The sequence below is a fragment of the Bacillus sp. AFS029637 genome, from assembly GCF_002584985.1.
Classification (GTDB): Bacteria; Bacillota; Bacilli; order Bacillales; family Bacillaceae_G; genus Bacillus_A.
Map to the genome: position 1 here is coordinate 84,667 of NZ_NUPZ01000033.1, position 20,739 is coordinate 105,405.

The following is a 20,739-nucleotide window of genomic DNA, read 5'->3' on the forward strand; positions in this document are numbered from 1 at the left end:
AGTTATGTAAAAATCATCACTGTTTCTCTTTTTACAATTTTTATTTTTGTACACTGTTAGTAGAACAAATTAAAGGGGGAACATTATATGAAAAAAATGTCCAGACAAGAAAAAAGCTGGATATTATACGATTGGGCGAACTCCGTATATTCGCTCGTCATTACAACTGCATTATTCCCAATTTACTTTAAAGCAGCTGCAAAAGAAGCTGGACTGTCCGGTGCCACTTCCACAGCTTATTGGGGATATGCAAACTCGTTCGCTACACTTTTAATTTCTATACTTGCTCCTATTCTCGGCACAGTTGCTGATTATAAAGGGTTTAAAAAACGATTTTTCACATTTTTCTTTGGACTCGGTATTGTCTTTACAAGTATGCTAGCAGTTGTTCCAACCTCTCAGTGGTACTTATTATTAGGATGCTATATGCTCGCATTAGTCGGTTTTGCTGGAGCAAATATTTTTTATGATGCATTCTTAGTAGATGTTACTTCTAAAGATAGAATGGACCGAATTTCTACGAGAGGCTTCGCCTTAGGATATATTGGAAGTACAATTCCTTTTATCGGTTGTATTGCGCTTATCATTCTTGCTCAAAAAGGAACTATCCCTCTATCAATCGGTATTGCTAGCCAAATTTCATTTGCAATAACAGCGCTTTGGTGGGGGTTATTTACAATTCCAATGCTAAAAAATGTTGAGCAAACACACTATATTGAACGTCATCCAAAACCTATTAGAATGAGCTTCAAACGCCTTGCTGATACTTTTAAAAATATTAAAGAATATAAAACGGTCTTTATGTTCCTAATCGCTTACTTTTTCTACATTGATGGAGTCGACACAATTATTACTATGTCTACAGCTTATGGAACTGATCTTGGGATTAGTGCAACTAATCTATTAATCATATTATTTGTCACACAAATTGTAGCTTGTCCATTCGCTTTATTATATGGAAAACTATCAGAAACATTTACCGGTAAGAAAATGCTATATGTCGGTATTATTATTTATATCATTATTTGCACATATGCTTATTTCTTAAAAACGACACTTGATTTTTGGATTTTAGCAATGCTCGTTGCCACATCTCAAGGTGGTATTCAAGCACTTAGTCGTTCCTATTTTGCCAAACTAGTACCAAAAGAATCTGCTAATGAATTCTTCGGATTCTATAATATTTTTGGCAAATTCGCAGCCATTATGGGGCCAGTATTAGTTGGTGTTACGACTCAATTAACTGGCAAAACAAACGCTGGCGTACTTAGTATTATTGTACTGTTCGTTATAGGTGGATTCTTATTAACTAGAGTGCCTGAAAATGATACATCTATTACACCACCTAATCCAAAAGCTAAAACACTATAAGAAAAAATCCTCTTCATATGAGAAGGGGATTTTTTTTATTTTTAACGGTGCGCCTTACACGAAAAGACTCTACTGTTTGTACAAAAATATTTATCAACAGTTGTTCCTAATACTTCCTCTAAGCGAAAAGCTAACGCTAAGCTTGGATCATATTTATTATTCTCAATTGCATTTATCGTCTGTCTTGAAACTTTACACTTATCAGCTAATGCACCTTGTGAAATATTATTTTCAGTGCGCAATTCATAAATTTGATTTTTTACATCTTTTCTCCTAACATGTAAAATCATTTTTACGACATTAGTATATATTCCGTACACTTCATTGTCAAAAGATCGCCATGAAAAAAGGGGGCAATTAATCCCCCTTACAATAGCTATTTCGAAATCAATGAATTCGTCATTTCCTCTCGATTAACAACATCTTCTTTCTTTATTTGCATACGTAAAACCGGACCTATTGCTAATAAAATAAGTGACATTGCTATACAAAATACGGTAACTAGTGAGGTCATCTCCTTCAATCCTCCAGCTAGCGAAGTTCCTATTAACATTGCCCCCATAAACAGTGGTAAAATTGTCCCATTTACTCTTCCAATCATATTTTCTGGTACAAGTTGAATCATAAGCGTACCGACAACGATATTAACACAAGCTAAACAAATACCTGTTCCAAATCTCATGAAACTAGTAATCCAAAATGATGTAGATAGCCCTTCTACTAAAAATGACATCGCTAATATGCTCATACCGAATACAAACATCTTTTTCGGATTCACCTTTGAGGCAAAAACTGCAGCAACAATACCACCGATCAACATACCTATTCCATCAGCTGCGGCTAAATATTGAACTGCTTCCTTTTCCATCCCAAGGCGTTCTATTACAAGAAATACCTCTAATGGATTCGTTAGTCCAACAGCTAAGCCCATAATAGTGAAAGTAATCGTAATCATACGTAAATTTTTCGTATGAAGTACATATTTCCAACCTTCTTTTATATCATTTTTCAATGAATCTCTCGCCACTTGCTCTTGTTCAACCCATTTCGGTAAAAATGAAAGAGCAATAGCAGATAACAAAAATAAAATGATTAAGCTATATAGTGACGTAAATAAACCAAGTTGTGTATACACAAGCGATCCTACCACTGGTCCAAAAATCATAAATAACGACTGTAATGTTTGGTTAAATGCAATCGCATTTGCTACCTGCTCTTCCTTTACATAGCGCTTAAATATACGCGAAGATGATGGCTGAGAAAACTGGCCTACCATCGCGGAAATGAGTGTTGCAAAAAATATTGCCTGCCAATAATCCAGCTGTAACAACAAAACAATACCTATAATAGACAGTACACTTAACACATCTCCAGCAACCATCGTTCTTTTCGGATTCCAGCGATCAGCTAGCGCACCACCGATAAACGAGAAAATAAAGATAGGTGCATATTCCATAACCGATAACACTGAAACGGAAACCGGGTCATTATTCGTTCGCTCCATTATGAAATACAAAAGAGCCATATTTCTGATCCAAATTGCAAATTGTTGTAAAATATCAGATGCCATAACGAGCATAAATGCTCGGTTTTTAAATAAAGCGTTCATTTTCATTCCCCTTTCTTAAACCGACCGTTCGGTCTAATTTGTTTTGTAAGAAAAGCAACTGACCTATTATTCAGCTGCCATTCCTTTTAACAATACATCTATCGCTTTTTTATAAATACGTTTCAGCTCTTTATAATCTAACTCGTAGTAAAGTACCCCAAGCCCTGATAATAATCCATTCACAATATACATAAGATCGCGCGTATTATCTTCACGAAACTCTCCAGACTGTATACCTGCTTCAATTAATTTCTCCAACATAACATATGATTCTCTAGTTAATGCTAACAGTTCATCCAGAATCTCTTTACTTACAACTTGGCTCATAGAGAATTCCTCTATTGCATTTGAAATTGGTTGCTGTATGTCCTCTACATAATATTCCGCGAGACCATATAGTTTTTCGGTACTAGTACTATATAACTTCTCTTTCTCATTCCATTTTTCAAGCCAATCATACGTATGCTGTTTCACTACGAATAAAAATAATTCTTCTTTACTTTTAAAGTGATAATAAATGCTTCCTTTACTTCGCTCTGTAATTTCACAAATCTCTTCCATAGATGTAGCTGCATAGCCCTTCTGTGAAAAAAGACTTTCTGCTTTATATGCAATTTCTTTCTTTATCTCTTCTGCGCTTCTTCTCATATTCACACCTCTTTAAACCGACCGTTCAGTCTAATAATAACAAATCAAAAACCTCTATCGCAAGAGGCTATATTCCTTATTTAAGAAAACGTACTCTCAAACCACGTTCAAATCATATGTATTATTCCAATTTTAAGTCCTAATTTGACAAGAAATACACCTCCCGCAGCTAATAAAAATAACATTACTTTCCCCTTATTTTTCACTTTCGGTTCCCTTTTCATTTCCATTCCCCTTAGTATGTTAAAAATAGTTAAACAAACGTTTGTTTAAAAAAGAAATACGCCTATATAAGGCGTATTCTTATCAATCACCACCGCCGCAGCTCCCTCCACTATCTCCGCCAGAAGACCCTCCACAATCATGTGAACCACCATCATGTGAGCTATCATCAGATCCAGCGAAGAAAAATAATGGTGATGAGCTGTTAGACGAATTATGCATATTACTCTGTTTCATCAAATTAACTTTCCTTTTGTTTGATCGAACAGCTGTTACAATGATTCCAATTACAACAAATAATAGTATGACAATAATAAATTCCATATAAAAACCTCCCTTAACCTTCGAATAATTGAATGGTTCTTTCTAAATTTTCAAGTGAAATAAAGCGTGATTCACGAAGGATTTCTTTTCCATTATAAAATAATAAAACTGTTGGCCCTGTAAATACGGCATATCGCCCGGCAACCTCTTGCATATCTTGTAGCAATACCTCTATTTTCTCTACGTAATCATAATTCTCTAATACGTAATTTACTTTCCTTAGCATGACATCACAAACACCACAATTTTCTGTTTTAATGAACAGAAGTACTACTTGTTTCTCATCAATATATGTCGCTAATTCTTCTATCGTTTCAAATGTATTCATATTATCCCTCTTAGCGTAATTTACGAAATACTTTATCTTGATACATACGAAATGCTGAATTCTCTTTAATCTTTCTCTTTTCCATTACTTGCTGAAAACGCAGCGTTTTTGCTGTTAATTCTTCTTGTAACTTTTTTCTCTCTGCTTCATCATAACAGCAAGCGATTAAATCCTCTATTTTTAATATATCTTTTTGTAGTTCCATTTCTGGTGGAATCATTCCCGCGTTTTTTAAAATTTTATAACTCATTCTAAGTTCTGGAGGTACCATGGAAAGGTCTTCTAATTGTAGTGGTTTTCCTTTTCCCGGAATATGATCGAGATTACCGTTCCGTATGGCTTGTCGAATTTTTTCTTCGGCAATATTCAAAAACACATCCACATTACTCCCTCCCTTACATATTTTTACTATTATTTTACATGAAATTTCATTATCTTGCTACACCGTTCAAGATTGACTCCATACTGTTTTTTAAACGCTATATAAAATTACTATTGTATAAAAAAGGGTGATATTCCTTCTGATAAACCCATTACAATCAAGGACGAAGTCAGAGGAATCTTAATAAACATTATAATAACCTATTATAATTATATTCGATTTATAATATGAAGTTTACGTGAAGTTCATCTGAAGTTTACATGAATTTCCTTTAAGCTCTATTGTCTTCCTATACTAATCACATTATCCTTTACATATAGGAATTATTTTCATTCCATTTTAAACTATCTATATATATAAAGAAAGATAGTAGCCTATTAGGGAAGGGCATCTAGTATTATTATAAATATAAACATAACAAAAGAAAAAGCACGCTTATAAGCGCACCATAAGGGTGTTTCTTCATACACTTCTCATGTAAAAGTTCTCGAAAATCATGTTAATCATAAAGAAAAGGCATTAGCTNNAGCTAATGCCTTTTCTTTATTCATATCGTTCAGCATTCCATTCTTCTATATTCCATATTTTCGTTATCCACGATTCATAGAAAGAAGGATCATGTGAGACAATTAAGACCGTTCCTTTATATCGTTGTAACGCTTCCTGCAAACCGTTCTTAGTTTCTACGTCCAAATGATTAGTCGGTTCATCTAAAATTAAAACATTACTTTTCGTTACGATAAGTTCACAAAGTCGTACCTTTGTTTGTTCTCCTCCACTTAATAAACAAAGCGGCTTTAATACATGCTCTTCTTTCAATCCACACTTCGCTAATGCTTGACGTACTTCTTTCTTTGTCATATCTGGTCGTTCTTCCCAAACTTTCTCTAATGGCGTTATTTCTGAAGCAAATTCTTCCTGTGCAAAATAAGCAGGATTTACCCGCTCTCCAATAGAAACTAAACCGCTTAATGGCTTTATTTGCCCTAATAGCGTTTTTAACATTGTCGTTTTTCCGATGCCATTATGACCAACAATCGCTATTTTCTCCCCTTTTTTCACTTGAAAATCCAATTCTGGAAATAACGGTTCACTATAACCTATTCTTAGTTTCTCGGCCTGTAATATACGACTCACTGGCTCAGCATAAACATTAAAATCAAAACGGGCACGAGGTACATTGTTAACCTTTTCAACCCTTTGCATTTTCTCCAATACTTTCTCACGACTTTTTGCTTGTTTCGCTTTTCGAATTTTATTTTTTTGAATAAATGTTTCTAACTGTGTAATTTCTTTTTGCTGTTTCGTATATGCTGCTTGTAATTGTTTCTTTTGCAGTTCATAATTACGCACAAAACTATTATAATCACCCACATAGCGTTTGATTGCCCGCTTCTCTAGATGATAAATAACATTTGTAATCTTGTTCAAAAATACTTCGTCATGTGAAATGATAATATAAGCTTTTTCATACATTTGTAAATAGGATTGCAACCATTCTATATGTGCTGTATCTAAATAATTCGTTGGCTCATCTAGCAATAAAACATCAGCTTTTTCTAAAAGGAGTTTCCCAAGTAACAGCTTTGTCCGCTGACCACCACTTAACTTTGAAACATCCTTCTTCATCCCTACTTCAAACAACCCTAAACCCGTTGCTACTTCTTCAATTTCTGTATGAATTTGATAAAAGTTGGAGCCTTCCAATATAGTTTGTAATTCTCCATACCTTACTAACAGTTTTTCTACGTCTTCTGCTTCAGCCATTTCTTCTGTAATTTTTAACATTTCGCATTCAATCGCATACAAATTAGAAAATGCACTTTGCAAGTATTCTTCAATTGTTATCCCTTCTTGTAAATCTGTATGTTGCTGTAAAAATCCTACCTTCACCTGCGGAAACCATTCAATTTTCCCTTCATCATGTATAAGTTCTCCTGTTAACAGACGTAACAGCGTTGATTTTCCAATTCCATTTTTCCCTACTAACCCAACATGTTCTCCCTTTAATAATCGAAAACATGCCTTATATAATATGGTTTTCTCACCATACGAATGACTTACATTTTCTACTGTTAATATACTCATTTTTTTCTCTCCTTTACTTATGATTCATAAGCTAAATAGAGAGAACAACAGTATAAAGCCTTATTTAATTGTGCATATAAAAATGGGTAAGGTGAATACACCTTACCCATTACATATTATCGTAAGAAAGGATTAAGGTTCTTTACCTGCTGTCTTCAATTTAGCTTAATCGTTAAAAATAGGCAGACTTCTCCCGTCTTAAGCTAAAACCATTTGAAGAACAGTTGATAAAGTCATTTTATCCTTTCACCCCTTTAACATTTATTATATTAAGAGTATAAACTACTCTGTTATATTCTATTCTCTATTTTTTCTTTTGTTCCTTCTTCAAAATCATCTGGCGTTAATGAATCCACTATTTTCTCTATAGATTTCATCTTTCTCCTCCTATAAAAAAAGCCTCTTAACAGCAATTGTACCAAGAACTGTTAAAAGACTTTTTTCTATTTTTTCATATAAGGAGCTAATACTCTTAAAATCTCTTCCTTATCCTTCTTTAACTCAAGTGATGTTAACATATCCATCGTTCGCGGCCTAGGTAATTTGACTTGTACTTCGCCAACTATTGATGCGGGTCTTTGAGATAAAATAAATACGCGATCAGAAAGCAAGATTGCTTCATCTAAGTCATGGGTAACCATAACAATTGTTTGTTTTTCCTGGTGCCAAGAATTCAAAAGCCAACTGTGTACTTCCATTTTTGTAAATGCATCCAATTTTCCAAAAGGCTCATCAAGGAGCATAATCGGTTTTTCACATAAATATGTGCGAAGAAAGCTAATTCTTTGGCGCATACCACCAGACAATGCATCTGGATAATGATTTGCATATTCATCTAACTCAAACTGTTTTAACGCTTCCATTCCTTCTGTTAATCTTTGTTTTTTAGGTTTCCCTTCAATCTCCAATGGAAGGACAATATTTTGCAAAGCAGATCGCCACGGCAGCAATAAATCTTGTTGTGGCATATAACTTACAACATCTTGTTTTCTTACATGTTCCTCGTTATAAAATACCTCTCCACTCGTTGGTTCTTCCACACTCGCAATCATATTTAACAATGTGCTTTTCCCACAACCACTTGGACCTACAAAAGAGACAAACTCTCCCTCCTGTATAGAGGCACTAATATCCGCTAATACATTCTTTCCATCGAAAGATTTCACAATATCTTTTATTTGTAATCCGCTCATTTTTCACTTGGAAGGAATTCATTTGTAAAGGCATCTTTTACATCGATTTTCTTTTTAATAACTTTGTTGTCATATAAGAAATTCATGTAATTCGTCCAAACTTCTTCCTTCTGTACTCCCCACGCTTTAGCATCATCTTGATACTTTGTACTTAACCATTTTTGACTTTCTTGTACTAACTCTTTATTTATATCTGGAACAGCTTTAATTAAAATATCCGCCGCTTCTTTCGGTTCTTTAATTGCAAAATTATAACCTTCTGTCGTTGCGGTCATAAACTTTTTCACAAAATCTTTGTCTTGCTTCGTATGTTTTTCACTCGTAATAATAACCGGACTATAGAAATCAAGCGCTGGATCTAAATCTTTTACCATAATCGTATTTAACTCTTTTCCTTGACGCTTCGCTTCAATTCCATCCCATCCGTAATAAATCCATTCGAAATCTGCATCTCGGCCAATTGATTTAAAGAAATCAGTTTGCCCTAAAATGATTTTTTCAACTTTATTAAAATCAGCTTGATGCTTATCCATAATTGTTTTTAACGTCGCTTCTTCCGCTGGTCCTCCCCAGCCTCCGTAACGTTTACCTTCAAAATCCTTCGGTGACGTCATATTATCTTTTTTTAGCGATGCAAAAGCAGACGTGTTATGCTGAATAATCGCTCCTACAGACACAACAGGAATCCCTTCCACACGAGCTAATGTGACATTTTCTTGTGCACTTATTGCGAAATCAGCTTTTCCTGAAGCTATCATTTGCTCCGCTGTTACATTATCACCTGGCTGGATAATTTCTACATCTAACCCTTGTTTTTTGTAATAATCCTTCGCTTTCGCTACATATAAACCGGTATGATTCGTATTTGGAAACCAATCTAATACTACTTTTACTTTTTGATCTTTACTTGCACTTTCTTCTTTCTTCGCCGGATTACATCCAGCCACCCCTACTGCTAATAAAGCAGCTAACATCACTTTTAAACCCTTTTTCATTTCCTACCGTCCTTTCTATATATCCATGGTGCTATTATTCTTGCCATAAACTCCACGATAAAATACAGACATAGTGTCACCATGACGATAATCGCTGCAACACCAAATACTCGGGCAGTTAAAAAGGATTTTGTTGCTCTCGTAAGCATAACCCCTAACCCTTCACTTGCACCGAGCCATTCTCCGATAATTGCCCCCATTACGCTATATGTAACTGCAATTTTTAAGCCTGAAAAAAAGTATGGGAGCACTGCTGGAAACTTTACTTTTTGGTAAACTTGCCATTTCGTTGCTTTCATCGTTTGCAACAATTTCAACATGTTTTTATCTACTGTTTGAAAACCTTCTAAAATGCTAAGCGCAATTGGGAAGAAACAAACGAGTATGACTACCATTACTTTCGGCAACATCCCATATCCAAACCAAATAATAAATAAGGGCGCAAGTACAACGATTGGAATTGTTTGCGAAATAACGAGTAACGGATTTATTAAAATACGAAGTAAAGGGATAACGTCCATAAGAATTGCAATGCTCGTCCCGAGTAAAATCGCAAAAAACAGTCCGATTATAACTTCCTGCAGCGTTTGCATCGTATTTGGTAATAGTAAATCTTTCATCCCAATTAATTCTTGAACAATGGCAGAAGGCTTTGGCAAAATCCACGGTTCAATTTTAAATAATGAAACAGATCCTTCCCATATTGCAATGAGAAGGATAAGCCAAATAGTTGTAATTAGTTTAGATTGCTTCTGGTTTTGCATATTCATCACGGTACTTCCAAACCTTTTCATCTATCGTTACACCAGTGCTTGGACGATAATGGATTTTAATCGAAGTAATCACTTCTTCTGCTCCAGCATCGACGCATGCTTGCTGTGCACGTTTCACGACATCAAGAAGTACATCTAATTCTCCTTCCAGCGTTGTTTCCATTGCTCCTACTTCATAACGAACTCCCGATTGTTGCACAACTTCAATTGCTTTATCAACAACAGAATATACATCTTTGTTCTTCGCTTGCGGTACTACTGAAAATGACATTGTAACTTGTTGTGACATAATAAATTCCTCCTTAAATATAACTTTTCCAAAAAAAGAAAAGGCTTTCCTACCATGTAGGAAAGCCTTGTATACAAGTTATTCTATAATAACTTATGCTACATCACTTTAAAGTAACTCCCTACGCTGGCATTATCCAGATCAGGTTGAGGGTCGATGTATACTTACATCCTCTCAGCCAATTGGCTCCCCGGTTCTTAATTCGTTTTCATTGTAGCATGATTTATTTTATTGAACAAACAAAAGCGTGCATAATCATTTCATTTAACTTTTAAATTCCCCAATTAATTCTTGTAACTCCTGTGAAAGCCAGCTTAAAGAAGTAGCTAATTCGGCAATATCTTGTACAGACATTTCCTGTTCTTTCATACTCTCTTCAATATTACTACTATTCGCATACGTATTTGCGATATGTGATAGTTCATTTACAACACGAACAATATTTTGGCTATTTTGCAGTATATCACTTGAATTGCTAGAAACAGTTCTAACTTGATTTGTAACAGATTGTGCTGATTTTGAAATTTTTTCAAAGAAGGAGCCACTACTTTGAACGAGCGTAATTCCAGACTCTACCTCTTTTGAACCTTTTTGCATTGAAACAACAGCTTCTTCCGTTTCAGCTTGTGTTTCCCCTATTAATTTTGCTATATCTTTTGCTGATGCTTCCGTTTGTTCTGCTAATTTACGCACTTCATCGGCAACAACAGCAAACCCTCGTCCAGCCGCTCCAGCACGTGAAGCTTCAATAGAAGCATTTAAAGCTAATAAATTTGTTTGATTTGAAATGCCAGTAATTACAGTTACAATATCACTAATTTCTTTTGATCTTGTTTCCAACGAATAAATAATTGAAGATAAATCTTGTACTGCATTTTGTATTATGCCCATTTGATTAATCGCCTGTTCAATAACACCATTTCCTTCTACTGAATGATGCTCCATACCTTCAGATGCTATCGCCATTTGTTTTGCAGCATTCGTTATCTCTTCCATCTTATCTTCCATTTCATATACAATACCTAAATACTGTTGTACTGAAGTTTCTTGAGACTGAGCGCCAGCTCTTAACCCAACCATAGAACTTACGATTTCTTGAACTGCCATACTATTCTCTTTCGTACTCGCTGACAATTCTTGTGAAGATGAGGAAACCTGTTCTGCTGTCTGCTTCACTTTATCTACAATTCCTTTAAACTTCTCGATGGTATTATTAAAATACGCATTAATAATACCAATATCATCTGGTCTTTCCTCTAATTTAACACTTAAATCACCTTCACCGACTTTGCGCAATCCTTCACGCAAATCTCGCAATGGAGCAAGTGCATTACGTACAATTAAGAATTGAATAACAGTTGCAATTAAAACAGAAATACAAATAAACATTAAACCTTGTATAATGAATTTTCCCTTTGTACTAGGAACAATAGAGGCATCTACATCCGCTGCAACAATCGCCACAATATTATCGTCTCCATCTTTAATTGGCTCTAATATCGTTACCCATGATCCTAATGCGTCTTCATATACTACTGTCATGTTTGCTTTTTTCGTGCTCATTACCTTATCATATGCTTTCATCCAAAGATCTGGTTGTTTATAATAGTCTCCCGGCTTTACTTCAACAACATTTGCTAAGCCTGTAGACAAGCCAACGATTTGTAACTCGCCTTTTTCATTTTCTTTTGCTCCCACAATATACGTTTGTCCAACACTGTTCAATTCTTCCGTTGATTCATCTAATTTCTCTGTTAACTTCTCTCTCTTTTCTCTTTCTGCCGCTGGGTCTTTTGCAACATCTCTCACTATCTCTTCGTCTAATTTATGTAATACCGTATCTCCTGTTTCAAAAGAATGCCTTTCAAATATAGACATCATACTATTTTGAAACATGTTAAAACTTAACGCTCCCATAGTACCAACAAGCGTCAAAATAACTAACACCGTTAACAATACATTTTTTTGAAGAAAAGATAACTTATGCCAATATTTTTTCATTAACATCACCTTTCTTAATTAACTTAATATCAAGTAAAACTATCAAAATATAAACACTTAATAACTGATAACATTTCTCAATTGTTTACAAATAAAAAAAAGACCAATGAAAAACGCATTGGTCAAGACCAACCCTATCCGTCCGGTAACTGGCTAGCATAGCCTTTCGACCTTAGCCCCTGTAGTTTTGCGTCCTCATGTTTCCATAAGTTTGCCTTTCTCGCTGAACGAGTTGAACGATATGGGAGTTCTATGAGAATTAAATTATTCTCTTTCAAAGATTACAACATACAGATTAAAATGTCTACTTATTTAGAGATATAAATGTAGGGTTCTAATGTATTATTTTTTCGAAATAATTTCAAAAAATGCATGAATGTTACTTTTTTTGTGTTATATAATAAAAAATGTAGAAAAATCGAGAGTTTTTCGGATATTCATTTAATTTTCTTTCAAATTAAACTATTCGAATATATCTTAACTTATGGACTTCGGAGGTAGTTTATCATGTTTTGGCTACAATTTCTTACCTTATTACTCTGTATTTTTATTGGTGCACGTCTAGGCGGAGTTGGTTTAGGAGTAATGGGTGGCGTTGGTATGGCAATACTTGTTTTTGTCTTCCACTTACAACCAACCGCTCCTCCTATCGATGTAATGCTTATGATTTTAGCAGTAATTACCGCTGCCGGTGCTTTGCAAGCTGCTGGAGGAATGGACTATCTTGTTCATCTAGCTGAAAAAGCATTACGAAAAAATCCAAAGCGTATTACTTTTTTTGCTCCAATTGTTACTTATTTATTCACACTATGTGCTGGCACTGGTCATGTTGCCTATTCTGTACTTCCTGTTATCGCAGAAGTCTCTCGTGAATCAGGAATTAGACCCGAGCGACCAATGTCAATTGCCGTAATCGCTTCTCAACAAGCCATTACAGCTAGTCCCATTTCAGCTGCCACAGTTGCTCTTTTAGCAATGTTAGCTGACTATAAAATCACTTTATTAGATATTTTAAAAGTAAGTATCCCTTCTACTTTCATCGCTTGTATGGTAGCTGCATTCGTTGCTAGTAAAATGGGGAAAGAACTAAATGAAGACCCTGAATACTTAAAACGATTAAAAGAAGGCATGATTTCTAAACTAGAGGAGAAAAAAGAATTTGTCGGTGTAAAAGGTGCTAAATTATCCGTTATCCTTTTCCTAGTAGGAACTTTCCTTGTTGTACTTCTTGGTTCCTTTGAAGCACTTCGTCCGGGATGGATGGTTGACGGGAAGTTAGTTCGCCTTTCTATGCCAAACACAATTGAAATGGTTATGTTAACTATCGCAGCTCTTATTATTATTTTCTGTAAACCAAATGTAGAAAGCATTGTGTCTGGTAACGTCTTTAAAGCGGGGGCAACAGCAGTTGTTGCTATTTTCGGTATCGCTTGGATGGGAGATACTTTCTTTAACGGAAACTTAAATATGATTCAAGGATCTATTCAGCATTTAGTAACAAGTGCACCATGGCTATTTGCTATCGCATTATTCATTTTATCTATTTTACTGTATAGCCAAGCAGCAACAGTTCGTGCTTTAATGCCACTTGGACTATCTCTTGGTATTCCACCAGCATTACTAATTGCAATGTTCCCTGCAGTAAATGGATACTTCTTCATTCCAAACTACGGAACAATCGTTGCTGCCATTAACTTTGACCGTACTGGTACAACAGGCATCGGGAAATATGTACTAAATCATAGTTTTATGATTCCTGGCCTAATCGCAACCTTTACTTCTATCGGAATTGGAATGCTCTTAATTTCCATTATGTTTTAAATAAAAAGCACAAACCTATATTTAAAAAGGTTTGTGCTTATTTAATCAAACGTTTGTTTAAATAAACGAAACAACTCGCTTTGCAACTCTACAAACTCTTCCTTACTTCCTTTACTAGCTCCTTCGTACTTTCATAAGGAGATTCCGCTAAGCTAATCGCAGAAATAATAGAGACACCATCCGCACCTGCTTCTATAACAGAAGCAGTATTTTCAATCGTAATCCCACCAATACCGACAATCGGTATCATAATTCCTTGTTCTCTAAAATGAGCTAATCCTTTCGTTCCTTGAACAGCTTTCGTGTCTTTTTTTGTACTCGTTGGGAAAATAGGTCCAACGCCTAAATAGTCAGCTCCATTTTCAATTGCCCAGCGTGCTTCTTCAATTGTATGTGTAGATACACCGATAATTTTATCACCCATTTTTTCACGAACAGAAGTAATTCCTTCATCATCCTGTCCAACGTGAACACCATCTGCATCTAGTTCAATGGCTAATTCAACATCGTCATTTACAATAAACGGTACACCATACTCCTTGCAAAGTGCTTGCACCTCTTTGGCAAACTGTAAACGTTTCTCGCCCGTTAAAGCTTCTTCTCCCTTTTCACGAAACTGGAAAAGTGTCACTCCGCCATCTAACGCTTCTTTCAATACAGCTAACGGATCTTTTATGCAGTTATTACTTCCCATAATAAAATACACTTGCAATAGCTTTGACATTTTATCTATTTCAATGCGTGCCATTTCTTTCACTCCCTCTTACTCTAGTTCCTCAATCTTTCCATATTTCTCAATATCATCAGAAGTTGTATTTGCTAACTGATTTAAAAATTCAATTTGGAAACTACCAGGTCCTTTTTCTACTGTTTTAGCAGCTGCTAGTTCCGCTGCTACTCCATAAAATGTTAATGCTGCCGCGGCTGCCTTTACATAATCTTTTTCTACCGCTGTAAAAGCTCCTATTACAGAAGTTAGTAAACACCCTGTTCCCGTAACTTTCGTTAAGATGGGATGGCCATTTCGAATAAGAACAGTTTTCTCTCCATCTGTAACAACATCTTCTTTTCCAGTAATAATCGCCACTGTATTCAATTCGTCTGCTGCCTGCTTTGCAATACTTACAACATTGCCATTTCCAGTACCAGCGTCGACCCCTTTAATTTCCCATCTCTCATTAATAACGTTAGCTATTTCAGCTGCATTTCCGCGGATAACAGCTAAATCGATTTCAGCTGGAATATGTCTCGCAACTTCTGTTCGATACGACGTTGCTCCTGCGCCAACTGGATCAAACAGTACTGGTACATTGTTCACATTTGCTGATTTACCCGCAAGTAACATCGCTTCTACTTCTTCAGGACGAAGTGTTCCCATATTTAAAACAAGAGCTCCAGCAATACTAGCCATTTCTGCTACTTCTTCTTTTGCATACGCCATTACAGGCGATGCCCCTAACGCTAACAAACCGTTCGCCGTAAAATTTGTGACAACAACATTTGTAATATTATGAACGAGCGGATTAGACTCTCTTACTAAATCCACTACTTTACTAATTTCTTGTACATTCATTTTTTTCATCTCCTAACTATAATGGTGGGAGATACACAAAAAGACACTTTGCGTACGCAAAGTGTCTGAATATGTGCTTTTACACTCTCCCTACGCTGGCATTATCCAACAGGTTCAAATGGTCAATGACGGATTAATAGTCATACTCTCAGTTTGCATCCACAAACTCCCATGTGTTTATTATTCATCTATTTCAAAGTCTACTCTTATTCTAATAAAATAACAAGTTCTTTACCTTTCCATATTTGTTAATTTAAATTGTATACAATAAAAAAGAATTGCCCATCAAAACTTTAGAAGGACAATTCTTTTTATTTAATCAAATTTTAATTTCTTTAATGCTTCTGCGAATGGGTTATTTAATGGTTCTTCTTCTTTATTCTGTTGTTTCATATATTTTTGAACGTCACGCTTATCAGCCTTGTTACCTGATTCTTTTTTACGTCGCTCTTGGAATGTTGATAATTTCTCACGATAGCCACATTTACATGCGAAAATTTGGCCTGCACCTTCACCACGTAATTCTAATTTCTTTTTACATTGCGGGCAGCGCGCGTTTGTAGTACGGGATACATTTTTACGGTGACCACATTCACGATCTTGGCATACGAGCATTTTGCCTTTTTTACCGTTTACTTCTAGCATCGGTTTACCGCAGTCTGGACAAGACTTCGTTGAAATGTTGTCATGTTTATATTTTTTATCACTCGATTTAATTTCAGAAACAATTTCTTTCGTATAGTTCTTCATTTCAGAAATGAATACTTCTTTTTTCAATTTACCTTTTGCGATAGCCTCAAGCTTTTGTTCCCATTCACCAGTTAATGTAGGAGATTTTAATTCTTCTGGTACTAAATCAAGTAACTGACGACCTTTTGAAGTAATATGAATATCTTTACCACGTTTTTCAATTAAGAATGAATTGAATAGCTTGTCGATAATATCTGCACGTGTCGCTACAGTACCTAATCCGCCAGTCGATTTTAATGTATCAGCAAGTTGTTTATTGTGCGTATCCATATATTTTGTAGGATTCTCCATCGCTGAAAGTAAAGTCGCTTCGTTAAATCGTGCAGGTGGCTTTGTTTGACCTGATGTTTGCATAAGTAGCTTTACACTTAATGTATCGCCCTTTTCAATGTGAGGTAGAAGCTGCTCTTTTACGTCATCCGTTACATCATCTTCTTCAAAGCGATTTTCATATACTTCTTTCCAACCGGCATGTAGAATTGTTTTTCCTCGTGCAATGAACGTTTCATTACTAACTTTTGTGCGTAACGTTAGTTGCTCATATTCGAATGCTGGGAATAACACTGCTAGGAAACGTTTTACAACTAAATCATAAATTTTACGTTCTTTATCTGTGAAGGCTGAGAAGTTAACATATCCTTCTGTCGGAATAATTGCGTGATGATCGCTTACTTTACTATCATCAACATATGATTTATTAGGCTTGATAGGCTTTTGTAGTACTTTATGTGCTAAAGAACGGTATTCTCCGACGCCACATGCTTTTAAACGTTCTGGAAGTGTTCCGACGATATCGGATGAAATGTAACGTGAATCTGTACGAGGATATGTTAGCACTTTATGTTGTTCATATAACTTCTGCATAATGTTTAACGTTTCTTTAGCAGAGTAACCAAACTTTTTATTTGCATCACGTTGTAATTCAGTTAAATCGTAAAGACCAGGAGAGAATGACTTCTTCGGCTTTTTATCGATTTCCGTAACAATAGCATGTTGTTTATCTAGATTCTTTACAATACCATCAATTTTTTCTTTATTAAAACTACGGCTATTACCGTTTGCATCTTGCCAAGTTAGTTTTAATTGATTCGTTGTTTGCGCTTCGATGCCGTAGTAAGTTTGAGCTTTGAAGTTCTTAATTTCATCTTCACGACTAGCGATCATAGCGACAGTAGGTGTTTGTACACGACCACAATTCAGCTGAGCATTAAAGCGAGTTGTTAAAGCACGAGTCGCGTTAAGACCGATATACCAGTCAGCTTCGGAACGTGCGACAGCTGAAGCGTATAAATTCTCATATGCTTTACCTGGTTTTAAATTGTTAAAACCGTCCTTAATTGCTTTGTCTGTTACAGAAGAAATCCATAAACGCTTAATTGGTTTATTTATTCTTGCTTTTTCAATTATCCAACGTGCTACTAATTCACCCTCTCTTCCTGCATCAGTAGCCACAATCACCTCATTAACATCATTTCGGCTAAGTTGATGTTTTACAGCATTAAACTGTTTTCCCGTTTGTTTTATAACAACTAATTTCATACGTTCTGGAAGCATTGGAAGATCTTCAAGATTCCATGTTTTATACTTATTATCATAAGTCTCAGGATCTGCAAGCGTCACTAAATGCCCAAGAGCCCAAGTCACAATGTATTTGTCACCTTCTAAAAATCCATTACCTTTTTTTGTACACTTTAATACTTTTGCTATATCACGTGCAACTGATGGTTTCTCAGCAATTACTACACTCTTTGCCATTTATTCAAACTCCTTTACTAACTATATACCGTTTAATATACCACAGTTTTCAGGAAGAAAAGTAAAGAAGCCCTTCTATTTGGCATAGCTTGTTTAAGAATCCCTACTTCTTGTTTCAATTTCTCATTCTCTCTATAAACCTCATTAAACTGTTTTGGAGTAACTACCACTTGCTGTTTTGAATAACACTTAATCCATTTATAAATAATATTTTATATTCAATGCTTCAATCCGCGACTGTCTTAAACCGCTTCTTAACCGGAGTCGATACATCAACCATCCAAGCATGATTAAAGAAAACATTAGATGAAATCATCATTCTTTTCTCACAGTCAATCCGTTATTTTCCTTATAGTTTTTCAATCCACTTAAATCCGATTGACGGTAAATATGATACGCTGGATAATGTGTATCCACATATAATTCTAATCCTATGGCCATGGCACGTATGCAAAAATGCCGATCTTCTCCCCAAAATGATACATTAGGAATTTCTTTGAAACACACTCCAGTTTGTATTGCTTTTTGGCTAATTAAAGTGCACGCTCCAAGTCCACCTACTTTATATATTCCTGGCTGTCTTAACATATTCAAAAATTCTTCGTTTTTTGCTATTTCTTCTTCTGGAGTTAATGTTGTTTTCCCCTCGTTTTTATAAAAAGTGTATACATCCGTCATCCACACTTGCGGCATTTCTATACCATTAGCTACCCATTTAGTCCAAAAAATATTTGAAATAATGTCCTTTTTTGATTCAATCAATTGTTGTAAAGTGTTTGGATGAAGAATCAAATCAGAATCGACTAAAAATAAATAATCATACTGATTTTCTTTTGCATAATCAATGATTTTATCCTTCATTTCAGCTACTTTCCAAACTTGATTTACGGGCCAATAATGAGTATTTTCATCCTTATAATAAGATTCTGGGGGGAGATTTTGGTCTCGTAAAATAGTAACGTCTGTATTATTGCTATAAAATTGATTCAATAGGTTTTTGGAAGCTTGGTCCTCGTTGTCATCAAAAAAGATATAATGCACAACAAAATTTTCCGTGTTTAATTCTGTTAATGAAAAGAGAAATTCATCCAAAATAAAAGGGGATTGATGAATGGGGCTTCCAATTATTATTCTTTTTTTCATTGTAATCCTCCTTGTTATCACAATAAATCATTGTTTTTTATAATGTATATGGTTCTGATGCAGAAAATAACCTATAAATTAGGTTACAGCTAACAATATCCTTCAAAGAAATGAGTACATTCAAAACAGAGAACAATCATTTATAATCGGATGGATTAGATCACGAATCGTATCACTACCTCACTTAAAATGGGCGTTTCACAATTCAATATTTTTAAAGAAAAAGTATTCTGTCGAAAAATGATACATTCCAGCAAATTCTAGATATGAACAAATATAATGTCATTGCTTTTTAGCAGTTTATATATATTTGTTAAAGACCTGGAAGGCATATTAATATGCCTTTTTGTAAAAAGACTTTAGTTAACATTCCGAACCGCATACATATTATAGGTGTAAGTAACCTTGGAATATCTATACTAATCGTAGAAAAACATAGATAAATATGCTACAGCCTATTAAGTCCTTTGAACAGTAACAGAAGAAATATGAACTAAAACGGAAAGAGGAGATTCAAGTGATTACAAAACCTAGACTTCTTCTAAGCATGGTGGTTAAAAATGAAGAAAATCGTTATCTGCAGAGAGCATTAGAACATCACTTGCCATTTGTAGACCATGTGGTGATTATTGACGATGCAAGCACAGATGGAACAGTAGAATTATGTAAAAAACTATTAAAAAATACTCCTTATACACTTATAGAAAATAAAAATTCTCTGTTTACAAATGAGGTACAGCTTCGTCAAAAACAATGGGAAGAAGCTGTAAAATTGAAACCTGAATGGATTTTAAATTTAGATGCAGACGAAATTTTTGAACCTAATTTCGAACAAGAAATAGGAAATATCTTAACTCATAGTCACTATGATGCAGTTTACTTTCGACTATATGATATGTGGTCAGAGACCCACTATAGAGATGACGATTACTGGAAAGCTCATCATTATTATCGTCCATTTTTAATAAGATATCGTGATGAATTAACGTATAGTTGGAACAATATCCCTTTACATTGCGGAAGATTTCCCAATACCATTTCGCATTTTCCTTATATATGTCATTCATCCAGAATAAAACATTATGGATGGGCTCAAGAAAATGACCGCAAAAAGAAATATAATCGCTATAAAAAGCTAGATCCTGATGCCATATATGGATGGAAGGAACAATATGACTCTATATTAGATCCTAATCCCAATCTAGTGAAATGGGAAGACTAATGGTTCTGGCGCCAAAAATATAACACATGTACAATGAACCTTTACATCTTGAACACAATGATACTATCACCCTACAGGAGATGTGCGATCAGTATGAAAAAGGAAATCTTGTTTAGACCGCAGCACTATCAACCTCCTATTACTTTGAGGTGTCACAGTAAATCTGAAGCACAATATAGAGAGAAATTATTTTATATAAGAGATGTTCACCGATAAAAAGAAGAAGAACCAATAAATAACTTAAAATTTGAG

The 20,739-nt window shown here is 35.0% G+C and carries 19 protein-coding genes, 1 pseudogene and 3 riboswitches; of the genes and pseudogenes, 3 read left to right on the plus strand and 17 right to left on the minus strand.

Going from position 1 to position 20,739, the window contains the following annotated elements; translation table 11 throughout:
* Positions 1–87 precede the first annotated feature (87 nt).
* Positions 88–1,371, plus strand: a complete 1,284-nt coding sequence (locus tag COE49_RS17680) for an MFS transporter (protein WP_098357427.1) — start codon at positions 88–90, stop codon at positions 1,369–1,371.
* 69 nt (positions 1,372–1,440) lie between these two features.
* On the opposite strand, the pseudogene COE49_RS17685 reads toward COE49_RS17680, so the two are convergent.
* From COE49_RS17685 to COE49_RS17750, 13 genes and pseudogenes are all read right to left on the minus strand, one after another.
* Positions 1,441–1,661 (minus strand): annotated as a pseudogene (locus COE49_RS17685) (helix-turn-helix transcriptional regulator).
* Between the two features lie 86 nt (positions 1,662–1,747).
* Entirely contained in the window at positions 1,748–2,980 is a 1,233-nt protein-coding gene (locus COE49_RS17690) for an MFS transporter (RefSeq protein ID WP_098945980.1), read from the minus strand.
* A 66-nt stretch (positions 2,981–3,046) separates the two neighbouring features.
* Positions 3,047–3,628: a TetR/AcrR family transcriptional regulator gene (locus COE49_RS17695; protein WP_098945981.1), complete on the minus strand. Its 582-nt coding sequence runs from the start codon at positions 3,626–3,628 to the stop codon at positions 3,047–3,049.
* A gap of 107 nt (positions 3,629–3,735) precedes the next feature.
* Positions 3,736–3,852 carry a histidine kinase gene (locus COE49_RS17700; protein WP_098945982.1) on the minus strand — a complete coding sequence of 39 codons (117 nt, stop codon included), beginning with the start codon at positions 3,850–3,852 and terminating at the stop codon, positions 3,736–3,738.
* Between the two features lie 82 nt (positions 3,853–3,934).
* Entirely contained in the window at positions 3,935–4,174 is a 240-nt protein-coding gene (locus COE49_RS17705; RefSeq protein ID WP_088231764.1) for a hypothetical protein, read from the minus strand.
* A gap of 13 nt (positions 4,175–4,187) precedes the next feature.
* Positions 4,188–4,502 (minus strand): thioredoxin family protein, encoded by a 315-nt coding sequence (locus COE49_RS17710; protein ID WP_088231765.1) that lies wholly within the window; start codon positions 4,500–4,502, stop codon positions 4,188–4,190.
* Between the two features lie 10 nt (positions 4,503–4,512).
* Entirely contained in the window at positions 4,513–4,884 is a 372-nt protein-coding gene (locus COE49_RS17715; RefSeq protein ID WP_098945983.1) for a DnaJ family domain-containing protein, read from the minus strand.
* Positions 4,885–5,427: 543 nt separating this feature from the next.
* Positions 5,428–6,972 carry an ABC-F family ATP-binding cassette domain-containing protein gene (locus COE49_RS17725; RefSeq protein ID WP_088231767.1) on the minus strand — a complete coding sequence of 515 codons (1,545 nt, stop codon included), beginning with the start codon at positions 6,970–6,972 and terminating at the stop codon, positions 5,428–5,430.
* A gap of 443 nt (positions 6,973–7,415) precedes the next feature.
* Positions 7,416–8,165, minus strand: a complete 750-nt coding sequence (locus COE49_RS17730) for an ABC transporter ATP-binding protein (protein ID WP_088231768.1) — start codon at positions 8,163–8,165, stop codon at positions 7,416–7,418.
* Complete coding sequence (locus COE49_RS17735) at positions 8,162–9,160, minus strand: ABC transporter substrate-binding protein (protein WP_088231769.1); 999 nt, start codon at positions 9,158–9,160, stop codon at positions 8,162–8,164. The genes COE49_RS17730 and COE49_RS17735 overlap by 4 nt, the downstream gene beginning before the upstream one ends.
* Entirely contained in the window at positions 9,157–9,930 is a 774-nt protein-coding gene (locus COE49_RS17740; protein ID WP_140417426.1) for an ABC transporter permease, read from the minus strand. The genes COE49_RS17735 and COE49_RS17740 overlap by 4 nt, the downstream gene beginning before the upstream one ends.
* A complete protein-coding gene (locus COE49_RS17745) occupies positions 9,902–10,222 on the minus strand; it encodes an MTH1187 family thiamine-binding protein (RefSeq protein ID WP_088231771.1) in 321 nt (106 codons plus the stop codon). The genes COE49_RS17740 and COE49_RS17745 overlap by 29 nt, the downstream gene beginning before the upstream one ends.
* A gap of 101 nt (positions 10,223–10,323) precedes the next feature.
* A riboswitch (TPP riboswitch) is annotated at positions 10,324–10,425 on the minus strand.
* A 61-nt stretch (positions 10,426–10,486) separates the two neighbouring features.
* Positions 10,487–12,223, minus strand: coding sequence for a methyl-accepting chemotaxis protein (locus tag COE49_RS17750; protein ID WP_088231772.1), 1,737 nt, complete (start codon positions 12,221–12,223; stop codon positions 10,487–10,489).
* Positions 12,224–12,364: 141 nt separating this feature from the next.
* A riboswitch (cyclic di-GMP riboswitch) is annotated at positions 12,365–12,449 on the minus strand.
* Positions 12,450–12,730: 281 nt separating this feature from the next.
* Here COE49_RS17750 and COE49_RS17755 point away from each other — a divergent pair.
* Positions 12,731–14,044, plus strand: a complete 1,314-nt coding sequence (locus tag COE49_RS17755; protein ID WP_088231773.1) for an anaerobic C4-dicarboxylate transporter family protein — start codon at positions 12,731–12,733, stop codon at positions 14,042–14,044.
* A gap of 88 nt (positions 14,045–14,132) precedes the next feature.
* On the opposite strand, the gene thiE is transcribed toward COE49_RS17755, so the two are convergent.
* From thiE to COE49_RS17775, 4 genes are all read right to left on the minus strand, one after another.
* A complete protein-coding gene (gene thiE, locus COE49_RS17760; protein ID WP_098945984.1) occupies positions 14,133–14,792 on the minus strand; it encodes a thiamine phosphate synthase in 660 nt (219 codons plus the stop codon).
* Positions 14,793–14,807: 15 nt separating this feature from the next.
* A complete protein-coding gene (gene thiM / locus COE49_RS17765; protein ID WP_088231775.1) occupies positions 14,808–15,617 on the minus strand; it encodes a hydroxyethylthiazole kinase in 810 nt (269 codons plus the stop codon).
* A 70-nt stretch (positions 15,618–15,687) separates the two neighbouring features.
* Positions 15,688–15,800, minus strand: a riboswitch (TPP riboswitch).
* Positions 15,801–15,932: 132 nt separating this feature from the next.
* Positions 15,933–18,122: a DNA topoisomerase III gene (gene topB / locus COE49_RS17770; protein ID WP_088231776.1), complete on the minus strand. Its 2,190-nt coding sequence runs from the start codon at positions 18,120–18,122 to the stop codon at positions 15,933–15,935.
* Between the two features lie 315 nt (positions 18,123–18,437).
* Complete coding sequence (locus COE49_RS17775) at positions 18,438–19,265, minus strand: glycosyltransferase family 2 protein (protein ID WP_088231777.1); 828 nt, start codon at positions 19,263–19,265, stop codon at positions 18,438–18,440.
* Between the two features lie 517 nt (positions 19,266–19,782).
* Here COE49_RS17775 and COE49_RS17780 point away from each other — a divergent pair.
* On the plus strand, positions 19,783–20,487 hold the full coding sequence (locus tag COE49_RS17780; RefSeq protein ID WP_240522867.1) for a glycosyltransferase family 2 protein: 705 nt from the start codon (positions 19,783–19,785) through the stop codon (positions 20,485–20,487).
* Positions 20,488–20,739: the final 252 nt, after the last annotated feature.

Coding starts and splice junctions, on each gene's coding strand:
- COE49_RS17680 (WP_098357427.1), top strand. CDS start 88: ATGAAAAAAATGTCCAGACAAGAAAAAAGCTGGATATTATACGATTGG.
- COE49_RS17690 (WP_098945980.1), bottom strand. CDS start 2,980: ATGAACGCTTTATTTAAAAACCGAGCATTTATGCTCGTTATGGCATCT.
- COE49_RS17695 (WP_098945981.1), bottom strand. CDS start 3,628: ATGAGAAGAAGCGCAGAAGAGATAAAGAAAGAAATTGCATATAAAGCA.
- COE49_RS17700 (WP_098945982.1), bottom strand. CDS start 3,852: ATGAAAAGGGAACCGAAAGTGAAAAATAAGGGGAAAGTAATGTTATTT.
- COE49_RS17705 (WP_088231764.1), bottom strand. CDS start 4,174: ATGGAATTTATTATTGTCATACTATTATTTGTTGTAATTGGAATCATT.
- COE49_RS17710 (WP_088231765.1), bottom strand. CDS start 4,502: ATGAATACATTTGAAACGATAGAAGAATTAGCGACATATATTGATGAG.
- COE49_RS17725 (WP_088231767.1), bottom strand. CDS start 6,972: ATGAGTATATTAACAGTAGAAAATGTAAGTCATTCGTATGGTGAGAAA.
- COE49_RS17730 (WP_088231768.1), bottom strand. CDS start 8,165: ATGAGCGGATTACAAATAAAAGATATTGTGAAATCTTTCGATGGAAAG.
- COE49_RS17735 (WP_088231769.1), bottom strand. CDS start 9,160: ATGAAAAAGGGTTTAAAAGTGATGTTAGCTGCTTTATTAGCAGTAGGG.
- COE49_RS17740 (WP_140417426.1), bottom strand. CDS start 9,930: ATGAATATGCAAAACCAGAAGCAATCTAAACTAATTACAACTATTTGG.
- COE49_RS17745 (WP_088231771.1), bottom strand. CDS start 10,222: ATGTCACAACAAGTTACAATGTCATTTTCAGTAGTACCGCAAGCGAAG.
- COE49_RS17750 (WP_088231772.1), bottom strand. CDS start 12,223: ATGAAAAAATATTGGCATAAGTTATCTTTTCTTCAAAAAAATGTATTG.
- COE49_RS17755 (WP_088231773.1), top strand. CDS start 12,731: ATGTTTTGGCTACAATTTCTTACCTTATTACTCTGTATTTTTATTGGT.
- thiE (WP_098945984.1), bottom strand. CDS start 14,792: ATGGCACGCATTGAAATAGATAAAATGTCAAAGCTATTGCAAGTGTAT.
- thiM (WP_088231775.1), bottom strand. CDS start 15,617: ATGAATGTACAAGAAATTAGTAAAGTAGTGGATTTAGTAAGAGAGTCT.
- topB (WP_088231776.1), bottom strand. CDS start 18,122: ATGGCAAAGAGTGTAGTAATTGCTGAGAAACCATCAGTTGCACGTGAT.
- COE49_RS17775 (WP_088231777.1), bottom strand. CDS start 19,265: ATGAAAAAAAGAATAATAATTGGAAGCCCCATTCATCAATCCCCTTTT.